The following is a 12,818-nucleotide window of genomic DNA, read 5'->3' on the forward strand; positions in this document are numbered from 1 at the left end:
GTGTCTGTTTCAGATAACCAAGGCACCTGATTCTAGAGCGACGTCGGACAGTCGCTGCGGTACATATGTATAGGTCCTCAAGAAATACCGAGTCGATCATCGACTCGATATTTCGGGCAGGCTCAATGGCTGGAAGGCAGGAACTCGAACAGCGTCTTGCAGACCCCGGCGATGTGTTCATCCAGCAGCTTCACCGCCCGTTCGACATCACCGGCGCGGCAGGCGTCGAGGATTTCCCGGTGCTCGTGGTCGGCGCGCTCCTTGCCAGCCGAAAGGCTCATTTGCATGCGCAAGTAGCGCTCCAGCTTGTCATGGACCGAACGGATCAAACTCACCAGGAAGGGTCGTTGCGCCGGCTCATAGAGGCAGGCATGCAATTGCCAGTTCAGTTCAGCCCAGCGTCCTACGTCGTCCTCACCGATGAACTCCTGGCAGATGCTCTCGGCGCGGGCGAAGGTTTCTTCGGTCATGTTGGGAATCGCCAGGCGCAGCACCTTGTCCTCCAGCAGCATCCGCACTTCAAACATCTGCGCCAACTCCGCCTCGGAAATGCGCGTGACCATCGCCCCGCGATTGCGCTGGAACATCACCAGGCCCTCGGCCTCCAGGCGCTTGAGGGCCTCACGCACGGGGATCTTGCTGACGTTGAACTGACGGGCGATGTCGTCCTGGCGAATCGGCTCGTCCTCGGCAAAATGCCCGGCGACGATGGCATCGCGCAGGTGCCGGGTGATGATTTCCGAAGTGGAGGGGGTGTTGCCCAGGTCAGGTAGATTGAACTTGGATAAGGTCACGGCGGCGGGTCGTTCGGCTGAGATGGGGATATGGTATACGACTTTGCCAGGGGCAAGTCGAGCTGTCCGGGCCTCCACCTGTGGCGCGCTGTCCAAAGGTTTTGTGTTCAACCGTGGGACAGCTGGGTGGCGTAGGCCTGCGTCCGGACGATGATCAATCCCGTAACACACGCCCCGGCTGTCAACACTAGGCCGAACAAGATCAACGCCACGTCGGCACCGAAATAATCCGCCAACAAACCGGTCACCACCACCGGGATGCTGAAGCCGACATAGGCAAACAGGAAAAAACCGGCGCTGACCCGCGCCTTTTCCGCGCCGGCCATGGCCGTGACGGCGGATAATCCACCCAGGTACAGAAAGCCATAACACGCACTGCTGGCGCCCAGTGCCCCGAGTAGAACAGCGGCCAGGGAACCAACACTCGCGCCCCAGGCCAGCAACGCGTAGCTCAAGGGCAGGATCAACAGCCCCAAGCCAGTGGCCCTGGCCGGTTGCATGCGGCGCACCCAAGGTTGAAAGAGCAGCCCGCAACTGATCACGGTGAAGGTCGACAGGCCGGACCAGCGCTGCAGGTCGTGGGTGGCAAGCACCGAAGGCAGGATAGCGATGACCAGGCCGGAGGTCGCCCAGGCCAGCAGCATGGAAAAGCTATAGGGCAGGCTGCCGGCGGGAAACAACGGTAGGCGCAACAGCGGTGCGTTTTTGATTTTTACGGCAGGGTCCGGTAACCGCCACACCACGACAAGCGCGATGCCGGCCAGCAGCAGTTGCAGCCAGAAACTGCCGGGTGTGACGCTGTGGTGGGCGAACAGGAACAGACTGGTCAATGCGGCGCCCAGGCCAAATCCCAGGGAGGTGCTGGCGGTGACCCGGTTGGCCGGTGAACGGGCATCCCGGGAGGCCATCAGCTCTGTCATATAAGCGGTCGCCGTCGCCGAGGCCAACCCGGTGCCGACGCCCATCATCAAGCGCGCCACACCCAGCGCCACCAGGCTCGGCCAGAGCAATGTCACCACGGTTGCCAGCATCGACAGAGCCAGCGCGATCAGGATCAACGGCCTGCGGCCCACCCGGTCGGCCAGCCCGCCGAAGGCCAGCAGGACCGGCAACACGCCCAGCACGTAAGCGGAAAATGCTACCGCCGTGGCACCGGCACCGTAGCCGGACAACTGCGCGTAGGTGGTGTACAGCGGTGCTTGCAGGTTGACCGCCAGGGTGATCAGGCAAAGGCCGAAAGCCAGTCCCCACGCGTGTCGATGCTGTGTGTTCAAGGGTGTTCCTTAAGGGGTGTGAAGTCCTTGGGGACTATCACGTCCGGGCACAATGCAAACAAGGAACAGACAAAGGCCTTTTGTGCTTAACTGTTCGCTCGAAATTCAAGAACACTTGGGCAGAGTGCGCGCCATGGACCTGAACATTGATCGCAATGCTGCTGAGCCGCTGATCCGGCAACTGGTAACTCACGTCATGGGTTGGATCGAGTCCCATGGCATCCGCCCCGGCGCGCGCATGCCTTCCATCCGTCAATTGGCCCAGGAAAATGACCTGAGCCTGTCGAGCGTGATCAAGGCTTATGACCAACTGGTGGCCGTCGGGGTGCTGGAGTCGCGCCATGGGTCGGGCTTCTTCGTCGCGCAGCCGTTGTCCCAGCCCACGGTGCCAGACATTGAAACGGACAATGCGCGCTGGCGGTTATTCGACAATCAATCGACGCAACTCAAGCTGGGCTGTGGCTGGCTGCCCGACGCCTGGCGTGACGATACCGACCTGGGCCAGGCCATCCGCCAGGTGGTGCGCAGCGACAGCCAGGCCTTGTTCAATTACAGCACCGCGCTGGGCTCCCCTCAGCTGCGTCTGCACATTCAGAAGCGCCTGGGCCTGATCGATATCCACGCCGATCTGCGGCAGATTCTCACCACCCAAGGCGCCAGTCATGGCCTTGACCTGCTGGTGCGGACGTTGCTCAAACCCGGCGACCTGGTGTTGGTGGAGAGCCCCGGTTATTACAATCTGTTCAATCTGTTGCAACTGCATGGGGTCAAGACCCTGGCGGTACCCAGGACCGCCCAGGGACCGGATATCGCCAGCCTGGAGCGAATCCTGAGCCAGCACAAACCCACGTATTTCTTCATCAACAGCATGTACCAGAACCCCACCGGTACCAGCCTGGCGCCGAGCGTGGCGTATCGTTTGCTGCAACTGGCCACGCTGCATGACTTTCGGCTCATCGAGGACGACATCTACGCCGACTTCCAGAACGGCCCGACGTCGCGCCTGGCGACCCTCGACGCCCTGGACCGGGTGATTTACCTCGCGAGTTTCTCCAAGACGCTGTCCAGTTCGCTGCGCATCGGTTATGTGGTTGCCCAGCCCGAAATCGTCAATCGACTGGCCGAGGTCAAGATGATCACCGGCATCGGTTGCTCGCTGCTGGCCGAAAACGTGGTGGCGACGTTATTGGCCAACGGCGCTTACCGCAAGTTGATCCAACGCTTGCGCCAGCGCCTGAATAAACAGATGGCGAATACGCTGCGCCAACTGGACCCGGCGCATTGGGAGGTCTTTGCCGAACCGACGGGGGGCCTGTTTATCTGGGCCAGGCCCCGGCGACTGGAGGCAACGCGAGTGCAGCAGATTGCCCGGGAACTGCACGTCCAACTGTCCCAGGGCTCGACGTTTCTGCCCGAGGGGGAGGCGTGTGACTGGCTGCGGCTGAACGTGGCCTATACCCAGGATATTCGTGCGCAGAGGTTCTTTCAGCGGGTTGAGGAGGAGTCGGTTGTGCTTCAGTGAGCGTTGCGGGTGATGGTTAGGGGGACAGCGATTTCAACTGTGGGAGCGGGCTTGCTCGCGAAGGCGTCGTGTCAGGCGCCATTGATATTGACTGATACCCCGCTTTCGCGAGCAAGCCCGCTCCCACAGGAGATTGGCTCAGCAAAAATGACAGCGTTAATGGGAATATATATCAAACAAGAATGAGTTCATGTATCTTTCGCGACACATTCTTGTCGGCCCCCAAAGTGGCCGATGTTCTTTCATTAGGATTGTGCATCGATGCGTCGGATTCTTGTATCACTGTGTGTGCTCCAGGCTTACTCCATTCCCACCTGGGCAGAGGAGCCCATCGCCGCCAACCCGGCGACCCTCGAACTGCAAGCCACGGACATCGTCGGCGAGTCGGACTATGAGACAGCCCAGGGGCCAGTGAAGGGTTATCACGCCACCCGTTCCGCCAGCGCAACCCGTACCGACACCGCGATCCATGAAACCCCGCAATCGATTTCCGTGGTGTCCCGCGACGTGGTCGAAGACCTCGGTGCCACACGCCTGCAAGACGCCCTCGATTACGCCGGTGGGGTAGGCCGGGGCAATAACTTTGGCGGCCAGGGTTTGACCACGTTCACCGTGCGCGGCTTCACCACGGGGGAGTTCTATCGCAATGGCTTCCCGATCAACCGTGGCTACCCGAACATGCCTGACGCCAACACCATCGAGCGCCTGGAAGTGCTGCGGGGGCCGGCGACCATGCTGTACGGCCGTGGCGACCCGGGCGGTACCTTCAACGTGGTGTCCAAACAACCTTTGGCCGAGCGCACGGTGACTTTGGGCAGCCAGGTCAGCGACCAGGGCATGCGCCGTGGCACGCTGGATGCCTCCGGCCCACTGGATGAACAAGGAAGCCTGGCCTATCGCCTGAACGTGATCGGTGAGGGCGGTGATACGTTCCGCGACCACGTCGAGACCGAGCGTTACGGCATCGCGCCGGTGGTCACCTGGCAGGTCAACGACACCACGCGCCTGACCTTCGAAGGCGATTTCATGCGCAACAATGCGCCGCTGGACCGCGGCTTGACGCACTATCCCGGGCAGCGCGGCACCGCGTCGCGGGATACGTTTTTCGGCGAAAAAAACGCCGGCAAACTGCACAACGACAACAACATGCTGCAAGTGCGTTTCGAACACATGCTCAACGATGACTGGACCCTCGCCGGCGGCACCCAGTGGCTCGATGGTACGTTGCAGGGCAACGCGGTGGAAGGCAACGGCATCGCTGCCGATGGACGCACCCTGGGGCGTAATTTCAACTACCGCAAACTGGAATGGACCGACCACGACACTCAGTTGAACCTCACCGGGCATTTTTCCACTGGTGGGTTCGAGCACACGTTGTTGACCGGCATCGAGTACGAAGACTACGACTACAAGTCCATCATCCAGCGTTCCGCCGCCGGGGCCGGTGCATACCCGATCGATATCTTCGATCCAGTGTATGGCCAGCCGCGTCCGGCGCTGACGCGCACGCCCACCAATGATGAGGAAAACCTCAAGACGTTCGGCGTGTTCGTCCAGGATCAAGTGGCGCTTACGGAGCGCTTGAAACTGCTGGCCGGTGCGCGTTTCGAGCGTTTTGAGCATGAGTACGAGACGTTCGTCCCTCAAGTCCGGCCCGGCAGCAGGAACTGGGATGTCACTGACAGCGCCGTCACCCCGCGCCTGGGGGTGATCTACGACCTGACCGACACCGTGGCGGTCTACGCCAACACCGCTCGCTCTTTCAAACCCAACACCGGTGCCAGCCTCCAAGGGGGCGGGTTCAAGCCGGAGGAGGGCAAGTCCTACGAAATGGGCGTCAAGTGGGAAGCGCTGGATCGCCAGTTGAGCGTCGACGCGGCGATCTACCAGATCGAAAAGCGCAACGTGCTCACGCCCGACCCACTGGATTCCACATTCAACGTGGCCGCCGGCGAAGTGCGCAGCCGTGGTTTTGACCTGAACGTGGCGGGCAACCTCACGCCACAATGGCGCATGATCGGTGGCTACGCCTATGTGGACGCCGAGGTGACCAAGGACATTAATATCCCGACCGGCACCCGCCTGCTCAACGTGCCCCGGAACACCTTCAGCCTGTTGAACGTCTACGAGTTCCAGGATGGCGGTCTCAAAGGCCTGGGCCTGGGGCTGGGCGGCAAGTACGTCGGCGAGCGGGCCGGCAACACGGCGGCCAACGCCTTTACCATGGACAGCTACACCGTCGTCGACCTGCTCGGCTACTACAAGGTCAACGAGCGGATTCGCCTCAACCTGGACCTGAAGAACCTGTTCGACGCCGATTATGAAGAAGGCGCGTTTGGTGGCGTCTACGCCTATCCAGGCGCACCGCGGACGGTGCAGGCCGGGATCTCCTACACGCTCTGAGTCCAATGCTTCATGGAAACCCCGCAGGCTCAGCCTCCGGGGTTTTTCTTTTTTACCACTTGCCGGTACTCATCCCGCCATCCACTGGCAATATCGCGCCGGTGGTAAAATCCGCGCCCGCCAGGTACAGCACGGCCTCGGCAATTTCCTCGATGGTGCCCACCCGACCGGCAGGGGCCAGGTTGTTGAGGAACTCGCGGTGCGCCGGATCATGCATCGGCGTGTCGATGATGCCGGGGGCGACGGCGTTGACCTTGATGTTGTGGGGTGACAGTTCCAGTGCCAGGGCACGGGTCATCTGGTTGACGCCGCCCTTGATCAACACCGGCAACGCCGCTGGCACCTGGATGTTCGGTTGCAGGGCCACAGCGGCGGAGATGTTGATGATGAAACCTTGCTGGCGGCCAATCATGTGGGCGGCGGCAGCCTGGCTGGCGTAGACGAGCCCTTTGAGGTTGGTGTCCAGCAGCGCGTCCAGGTCCTGGGGGCTGTATTCGACGAAGGGTTTTGGCAGGAAGAACCCCGCGTTGTTCACCAGCCCGTCCACGGCACCGAACGCCTTGATGGCTTGGGTAATGAGGGTGGCGGAAGTGGCCGGATCGGCGACATCGCCGGCCACGCCGATGAAGCTGGCCGGGTGCCCGAGTTGGCCGGCGGCATCGTCCAGGCCAGATTGGGAACGGGCGTTGCCCACCACGTTATAGCCATGATCGAGAAATGCCTTGACCAAGCCAAGGCCGATGCCGCTGGAGGCGCCGGTGATGATGACGGTTTTGTTGAGGCTCATGATTGAACTCCTGATCACGTTGAGTGGAAACCGTTGCGCCTGGGGGGCGGTGGTTGAGATCAGGGTATTGATGTGTTGTGGGTTGATAAATGGGGGTTCTGGTATTTGAGTTGATACCTCATGTAATCAATTTTTATGTTCACCACCCGCTCCCACAGGAGTCATCATCAGGCACAAAAAAGCCCGGTCAATCGGACCGGGCTCGGAAGTTTAGAACGTCATTCCTTGGGCAGACTTCGATACTCAGTCGTGGTGATCCCCGCATACCCCCAGTTATCCGTATCAACCTCCTCGATCACGATATGGGTCAAGTGTGGGTCCTTGCCCAGCACGCGCTGGAGGGTTTCGGTGATTTCGGCAATCACCTGGGCTTTCTGCTCGCGGGTAACGCCGTCGCGGGTAATACGTACATTGACGAAGGGCATGTTGCACTCCTGCTCGTGGGAAATGAGCGCAGGATGTTTCCCGCGCAGCTGGGGCCACTATATTTATACGCTCGCGGCTGATAAACAGGCGCCTGGGATCTTCAGTTGATACGCGGTGTAATGAATCATGAAGCGGCATTTCGAAGACTTGCAGTTGGGCAGCATAGAGCTGTTTTGCCTGGCGGCCGAGGCGGGCAGTTTCACCGCGGCGGCCCAGGCGGCGGGCGTTACCCCGGCGGCGGTGAGCCGCTCGATCTTTCGCCTGGAGGAGCGCCTGGGCTCGCGCCTTTTTGTGCGAACTACGCGCAGCATCCGCCTGACCGAAGCCGGCAAGACCTATTTTGAGCAGTGTCGGCAGGCGTTGACCCAGTTGGTCGAGGCGCAACAGGAGATGATGGGCGCGCAATCAGTGCCGTCCGGGCTACTGCGCATCAGCCTGCCCACTACGTACGCTCATCACCGGATCCTGCCCTTGCTGCCGGCCTTTCGGGCGTTGTACCCGCAAGTGACGGTGGACCTGCACTTGAGCAATCGAAACATCGACTTCGTGGCCGAGGGTTATGACCTGGCGATCCGGGTGCGCGCCCAGCCGGACTCTTCCTTGATCGCCCGGTTGCTGGAAGACGCGAAACTGGTGGTAGTCGCGGCACCGGACTACCTGCACAAGGCCGGCACGCCACAGGTTCTTGAAGACCTGGCCGATCACGAGTGCATCCAGTTCGAACTGCCCAGCAGTGGTCGGCGAATTTCCTGGTTGTTCGATGTCGATGGCAAGGAGCGGGAGGTATTCGGCCAGGGTGGCTATTGCTGTTCGGATGATGTGCTGGGCGGGGTGACATTGGCCAAGCATGGCGCGGGGTTGTTCCAGACCTACAGATTCATCGTCGAACAGGAGCTGGCGGACGGTCGCCTGGTAGAGGTCCTGCAGCCCTTCGCGGGCCGCTCACGTCCTTTCACCTTGCTCTACCCCCACGGCCGCTACATGCCGCAGCGGGTGCGGGCCTTCGTGGATTTTCTCTTGCAGCATCGCGAACAGTGGGCGGGAGCCTGACGATAACTTCGGGCCAAGGCGTTCCCTGTGGCGAGGGAGCTTGCTCCCGCCTGAGTGCGAAGCGCTCAGCAGAAGCTCGCCACAGAAAACACCTGAGTCAACCTAATATCAGAACCGAAACGCCTGACGACCAATCAGCAACCACTTGCCATTTTTCTGCTTCTGCCAGATCTGGAAGTTCTCGATTTCGGTGGGAACCACTTCAGTACCCTTGAGCGCCTGCGCCGAGAAATGGTTACGCACCAGCGCCACATCGCCAGACAGGGTGATTTTCTGGTTCTTCATTTCCAGGGTCTTGAACGCGCTCTTGCCGGTTTCGATGTCGGCGATGAAGGCTTTTTTGTCCTGGATGTTCCCGCTGGAGTGCCCGTAGGTCAGGTTTTCGGCGGCCAATGCCTGCAGTTGTGGGATGTCTTTGTGCAGCATGGCTTGGGTCAGGTGCTCGACGGCCTGGGCCACGTCTTGCTCGGGCGATGAAGTGGCTGCCGCTGCGTAGCCGCTGAACAGGCACAGGAAGCTGATGACCAGTGTGGTTTTTTTCATGGGGATTTCCTTATTTTTGTAGGTATCGGGAACGGAGGAGCGGTTTTGCGTTGCCCTCATCGGTCATCGTACAACTTGTCTGGGGCGACGGGAATAGGCAGGTCGTTGGTCCACTGGCAAAATCCAGCCAGGGGGTAGGGTGGGGCTTGTGCAATGTGGCGAGGGAGCAAGCTGCCTCGCCACGGATTTCACATGTCACAACTTTGCTGGCGGCCTTCACAACCCCTCTCGAACCGCCCCCCGAATCCCCTCCAGCAACATGGTGAACGCCGGGTTGTCGTTGTCCTGGCGCCACACCAGGTGCAGCTCGCTCTGCACCCCTTCGCCCAGGTCGATCTCGCGAAACACCACCTGCTTGAACACCACGCTGGTGGCGCATCGCGGCACCAGTGCCAGGCCCATGCCAGCGTTGACCAGCGCCAGGATCGTCAGCGACGACCCCAACCATTGCACGAATTGTGGCGCGACCCGGGCCGAGCGAAGCATGCCGGTGAGCAGTTCGTTGAAGGGCGGGTAGGCGGAATGGGAGTACATGAGGAACGGTTGACCGTCCAGGTCCTGGACGCCCACGGTCTTGGCATTGGCCAGCGGATGTCCGGCAGGCACCGCCAGGACGAAGGGTTCGCGCACCAGGCACTCGGTGGCGTAACCGGTTTCCAGGAGTGGCGAACGGACGATCCCCAGGTCGATGCGCCGGGCGCGCAGGGCTTCGTGTTGCTGGTAGGTGTTCATTTCCGCCAGGACGATCTTCACTTGGGGCTGTTTCAGCCGCGCCTCGGCAATCACCTTGGGTAAAAACTCATACACCGCACTGCCGACGAAGCTGATGGTGACCGAGCCAATGTCGCCTTGGGCAAAACGTTTGGCGGCTACGGCAGCTTGTTGCGCCTGTTCCAACAGGTTTTGCGCCTCGATGAAAAACGCCCGGCCGGCGGCGGTGAGCGCCACGCTGCGGGTACTGCGGGTGAACAGTTCGACACCGAGGTGGTGTTCCAGCAATTGGATCTGCCGGCTCAACGGTGGCTGGGTCATGTTCAGGCGTTCGGCGGCGCGACGGAAGTTGAGTTCGGTCGCCACCGTGGTGAAGCAGCGCAACTGGGCCAGTTCAAACATTGATTCAATCCAGGTATCAATCAAGTGCCAAGTTAGATTAGACGGGAACAATCCACCACGTCCATCATCGTCCCGTTCCCCACAAAAACAACGATCGGGAGGCACCCTTGAATAACGTAACGGACTCCACCCATGACAGCACCCTGGCGCTCGCGGCGGCCAAGGTCAAACGTCATGTACTGCCGCTGGTGGTGGTGATGTTCATCGTCAACTACATCGACCGGGTCAACATCGGCTTCGTGCGCAGTCACCTGGAAACCGACCTGGGTATCGGCGCCGCCGCCTACGGGCTAGGTGCCGGGCTGTTCTTCGTCGGCTATGCGCTGTTCGAAGTACCGTCCAATATGCTGCTGCAACGCTACGGCGCCCGGGCCTGGCTGACGCGCATCATGTTCACCTGGGGCGCAGCGGCGATGGCCATGGCCTTTGTGCGCGGCGAAACCAGCTTCTATGTGCTGCGCTTCATCCTTGGCGCGGCGGAGGCGGGGTTCTTCCCCGGCATCATCTACTACTTCACCCAATGGCTGCCCGCTAACGAACGCGGCAAGGCCATGGCGATTTTCCTCAGCGGTTCCGCCATCGCCTCGGTGATCTCCGGCCCGGTGTCTGGCGCATTGCTGCACCTCAGCGGGCTGGGCCTGCACGGTTGGCAGTGGATGTTCCTGATCGAGGGCTTTGCTTCCATCGTGTTGTGCGGGTTCGTCTGGTTCTGGCTGCAATCCCATCCGAGCCAGGCCAAATGGTTGACCGACGACGAGAAAACCGTGCTGATCGCCGCCATTGCCGAAGAGCAACGGGCCCGGGAAGCCGCGCAGGTGATCAAGCCGTCGATGTTCAAGTTGCTGGCCGACCGGCAGATCGCGCTGTTCTGCTTCATCTACTTCTCCATCGCCCTGACTATCTACGGCGCCACGTTCTGGCTGCCGAGCATGATCAAGAAAATGGGCAACCTGGGGGACTTTCAGGTCGGCTTGTTCAACTCCATTCCATGGATCATTTCCATCGTGGCGATGTACGGCTTCGCCGCCCTGGCCGGCAAATGGAAATTCCAGCAGGCCTGGGTCGCGGTGACGCTGGTGATCGCCGCGTTCGGCATGTTCATGTCCACCACCGGCGGGCCGATTTTCGCCTTCGTCGCGATCTGTTTTGCGGCGATCGGTTTCAAGGCGGCATCGGCGTTGTTCTGGCCGATTCCCCAGGGTTACCTGGATGCGCGCATCGCGGCGGCGGTGATTGCCTTGATCAACTCCATCGGCAACCTTGGCGGCTTCGTCGCGCCTACGGCGTTTGGTTTCCTGGAGCAGACCACCGGTTCCATCGAGGGTGGCCTGTATGGATTGGCCATCACCTCGCTGGTCGCCGCCGTGGTGATCTTTTTCGCCCGCACCGCGCCGAAGCGCGACACCCCGGACTCACTGTCCGGCCGGCCTGAAACCGTTACTGAAGTCGATCAGCCGCAGACACGTCAAGCCTTGAACCCTGGCCCATCGGGAGCCGCTGTATGAAGATCAAACGCGTCACTGTCACACCCATTGCGTTTCGCGATCCACCGTTGCTCAACGCCAGCGGTATCCACGAGCCGTACGCGTTGCGCTCGATCATCGAAATCGAGAGCGACAACGGTTACATCGGCCTCGGCGAGAGCTACGGCGATGCCCCGGCCCTGGCGATCCAACAGCAACTACAAAGTCAGTTGATCGGCCTGGACCCGTTCAACCTCAATCAGTTGCGGGCCATCGTCCAGGCCACCGTGGCCGCCCATAAACCGGCCAGCGTCGCCGGGGCCGAACTGGCGCCGGGCTCCCATGCGAGCAAGGCGGTGAGCAATGCTTATTCGGCGTTTGAGGTGGCCTGCCTGGACCTGCAGGCCCATTACTTGAATGTGCCGCTGGTGGATCTGCTGGGTGGCGCGATTCGCGATGAGATTCCGTTCAGCGCGTATCTGTTTTTCAAGTATGCCGAGCACGTCGATTCGCCGTATCCACCGGACAGTTGGGGCGAGGCGCTCAACGAACAGCAAATCGTTGCCCAGGCCCGGCGGATGATCGAGGACTATGGCTTCAAGAGCATCAAGCTCAAGGCCGGCGCCCTCGATCCGGAGCATGAAGTGGCGTGCATCAAAGCGCTGAAACGGGCGTTTCCCGGCTATCCGTTGCGCATCGACCCCAATGGCAACTGGTCCCTGGAAACCTCCATTCGCATGGCTGAACTGCTGGGCGATGACCTGCAATATTACGAAGACCCGACGCCGGGGCTGGAGGGTATGGCCGAACTGCACAAACGTACGGGCCTGCCGCTGGCGACCAACATGGTGGTCACCGATTTCGACGAGTTTCGTCGCAGCGTCGCGCTGAACAGCGTGCAGATTGTGCTGGCGGACCATCATTACTGGGGCGGCCTGCGGGACACCCAGGCCTTGGCGAAGATGTGCGGCACTTTTGGTCTGGGTGTGTCGATGCACTCGAACTCGCATCTGGGCATCAGCCTGATGGCCATGGCCCATGTGGCGGCGGCGGTGCCGAACCTGGACTACGCCTGCGACACCCATTACCCGTGGCAGGAGCCGGATGAGGAGGTGATCAAGGGGGGCAAGCTGCCGATCGTCAACGGCTGTGTGAAAATCACCCGTGCGCCGGGTCTGGGTTTGGAGCTGGACCGGGATCAACTGGGCAAGCTGCATGACCAGTTTCTCAGTTGCGGCATCCGCCAGCGTGATGATGTGCGGCAGATGCAGCGCTACCGGCCGGACTGGAAAACCGTCAAGCCGAGGTTTTGAACCCTAGGCGGAGGGCCTGCTGCGCAGGCCAGCGTGAACAAGCTCCTGTGGCGAGGGGATAAATCTCCTCGCCACAGTTAACCAATATTCAGTAACACCATCGGCGTGCCTCCCAGGCCGCCCTGCGACC

At 61.0% G+C, this 12,818-nt stretch carries 11 protein-coding genes; 5 read left to right on the top strand and 6 right to left on the bottom strand.

Going from position 1 to position 12,818, the window contains the following annotated elements; all coding sequences use genetic code 11:
• Window positions 1-122: 122 nt before the first annotated feature.
• Window positions 123-794 carry a GntR family transcriptional regulator gene (locus ACWNZ1_RS07835; protein WP_256452821.1) on the bottom strand — a complete coding sequence of 224 codons (672 nt, stop codon included), beginning with the start codon at window positions 792-794 and terminating at the stop codon, window positions 123-125.
• A 107-nt stretch (window positions 795-901) separates the two neighbouring features.
• Complete coding sequence (locus ACWNZ1_RS07840; RefSeq protein ID WP_256452822.1) at window positions 902-2,068, bottom strand: MFS transporter; 1,167 nt, start codon at window positions 2,066-2,068, stop codon at window positions 902-904.
• 133 nt (window positions 2,069-2,201) lie between these two features.
• Here ACWNZ1_RS07840 and ACWNZ1_RS07845 point away from each other — a divergent pair, with 133 nt between their 5' ends.
• On the top strand, window positions 2,202-3,590 hold the full coding sequence (locus ACWNZ1_RS07845) for an aminotransferase-like domain-containing protein (RefSeq protein WP_265073077.1): 1,389 nt from the start codon (window positions 2,202-2,204) through the stop codon (window positions 3,588-3,590).
• A gap of 261 nt (window positions 3,591-3,851) precedes the next feature.
• Window positions 3,852-5,993 carry a TonB-dependent siderophore receptor gene (locus ACWNZ1_RS07850; protein ID WP_456027544.1) on the top strand — a complete coding sequence of 714 codons (2,142 nt, stop codon included), beginning with the start codon at window positions 3,852-3,854 and terminating at the stop codon, window positions 5,991-5,993.
• 52 nt (window positions 5,994-6,045) lie between these two features.
• On the opposite strand, the gene ACWNZ1_RS07855 is transcribed toward ACWNZ1_RS07850, so the two are convergent.
• On the bottom strand, window positions 6,046-6,780 hold the full coding sequence (locus ACWNZ1_RS07855; RefSeq protein ID WP_256452824.1) for an SDR family NAD(P)-dependent oxidoreductase: 735 nt from the start codon (window positions 6,778-6,780) through the stop codon (window positions 6,046-6,048).
• A gap of 218 nt (window positions 6,781-6,998) precedes the next feature.
• A complete protein-coding gene (locus ACWNZ1_RS07860; protein WP_135845331.1) occupies window positions 6,999-7,205 on the bottom strand; it encodes a tautomerase family protein in 207 nt (68 codons plus the stop codon).
• Between the two features lie 127 nt (window positions 7,206-7,332).
• Here ACWNZ1_RS07860 and ACWNZ1_RS07865 point away from each other — a divergent pair, with 127 nt between their 5' ends.
• The gene (locus ACWNZ1_RS07865) at window positions 7,333-8,256 is read left to right on the top strand and encodes a LysR substrate-binding domain-containing protein (RefSeq protein ID WP_456027545.1); all 924 of its coding nucleotides are present in this window, start codon (window positions 7,333-7,335) and stop codon (window positions 8,254-8,256) included.
• 108 nt (window positions 8,257-8,364) lie between these two features.
• Here ACWNZ1_RS07865 and ACWNZ1_RS07870 read toward each other — a convergent pair whose 3' ends face one another.
• Together ACWNZ1_RS07870 and ACWNZ1_RS07875 are read right to left on the bottom strand one after the other, a co-directional pair.
• A complete protein-coding gene (locus tag ACWNZ1_RS07870) occupies window positions 8,365-8,799 on the bottom strand; it encodes a nuclear transport factor 2 family protein (protein ID WP_135845333.1) in 435 nt (144 codons plus the stop codon).
• A gap of 216 nt (window positions 8,800-9,015) precedes the next feature.
• Window positions 9,016-9,912, bottom strand: coding sequence for a LysR substrate-binding domain-containing protein (locus ACWNZ1_RS07875; RefSeq protein ID WP_135845334.1), 897 nt, complete (start codon window positions 9,910-9,912; stop codon window positions 9,016-9,018).
• A 107-nt stretch (window positions 9,913-10,019) separates the two neighbouring features.
• On the opposite strand from ACWNZ1_RS07875, the gene ACWNZ1_RS07880 reads away from it, so the two are divergent.
• Together ACWNZ1_RS07880 and ACWNZ1_RS07885 are read left to right on the top strand one after the other, a co-directional pair.
• Window positions 10,020-11,417, top strand: a complete 1,398-nt coding sequence (locus tag ACWNZ1_RS07880) for an MFS transporter (RefSeq protein ID WP_135845335.1) — start codon at window positions 10,020-10,022, stop codon at window positions 11,415-11,417.
• The gene (locus ACWNZ1_RS07885; RefSeq protein ID WP_265073079.1) at window positions 11,414-12,688 is read left to right on the top strand and encodes a glucarate dehydratase family protein; all 1,275 of its coding nucleotides are present in this window, start codon (window positions 11,414-11,416) and stop codon (window positions 12,686-12,688) included. Before ACWNZ1_RS07880 ends, ACWNZ1_RS07885 begins: the two co-directional genes overlap by 4 nt.
• The last annotated feature ends 130 nt before the right edge of the window (window positions 12,689-12,818 follow it).

The organism is Pseudomonas sp. CFBP 5748, assembly GCF_053850495.1.

Coding starts and splice junctions, on each gene's coding strand:
- ACWNZ1_RS07845 (WP_265073077.1), top strand. CDS start 2,202: ATGGACCTGAACATTGATCGCAATGCTGCTGAGCCGCTGATCCGGCAA.
- ACWNZ1_RS07850 (WP_456027544.1), top strand. CDS start 3,852: ATGCGTCGGATTCTTGTATCACTGTGTGTGCTCCAGGCTTACTCCATT.
- ACWNZ1_RS07855 (WP_256452824.1), bottom strand. CDS start 6,780: ATGAGCCTCAACAAAACCGTCATCATCACCGGCGCCTCCAGCGGCATC.
- ACWNZ1_RS07860 (WP_135845331.1), bottom strand. CDS start 7,205: ATGCCCTTCGTCAATGTACGTATTACCCGCGACGGCGTTACCCGCGAG.
- ACWNZ1_RS07865 (WP_456027545.1), top strand. CDS start 7,333: ATGAAGCGGCATTTCGAAGACTTGCAGTTGGGCAGCATAGAGCTGTTT.
- ACWNZ1_RS07870 (WP_135845333.1), bottom strand. CDS start 8,799: ATGAAAAAAACCACACTGGTCATCAGCTTCCTGTGCCTGTTCAGCGGC.
- ACWNZ1_RS07875 (WP_135845334.1), bottom strand. CDS start 9,912: ATGTTTGAACTGGCCCAGTTGCGCTGCTTCACCACGGTGGCGACCGAA.
- ACWNZ1_RS07885 (WP_265073079.1), top strand. CDS start 11,414: ATGAAGATCAAACGCGTCACTGTCACACCCATTGCGTTTCGCGATCCA.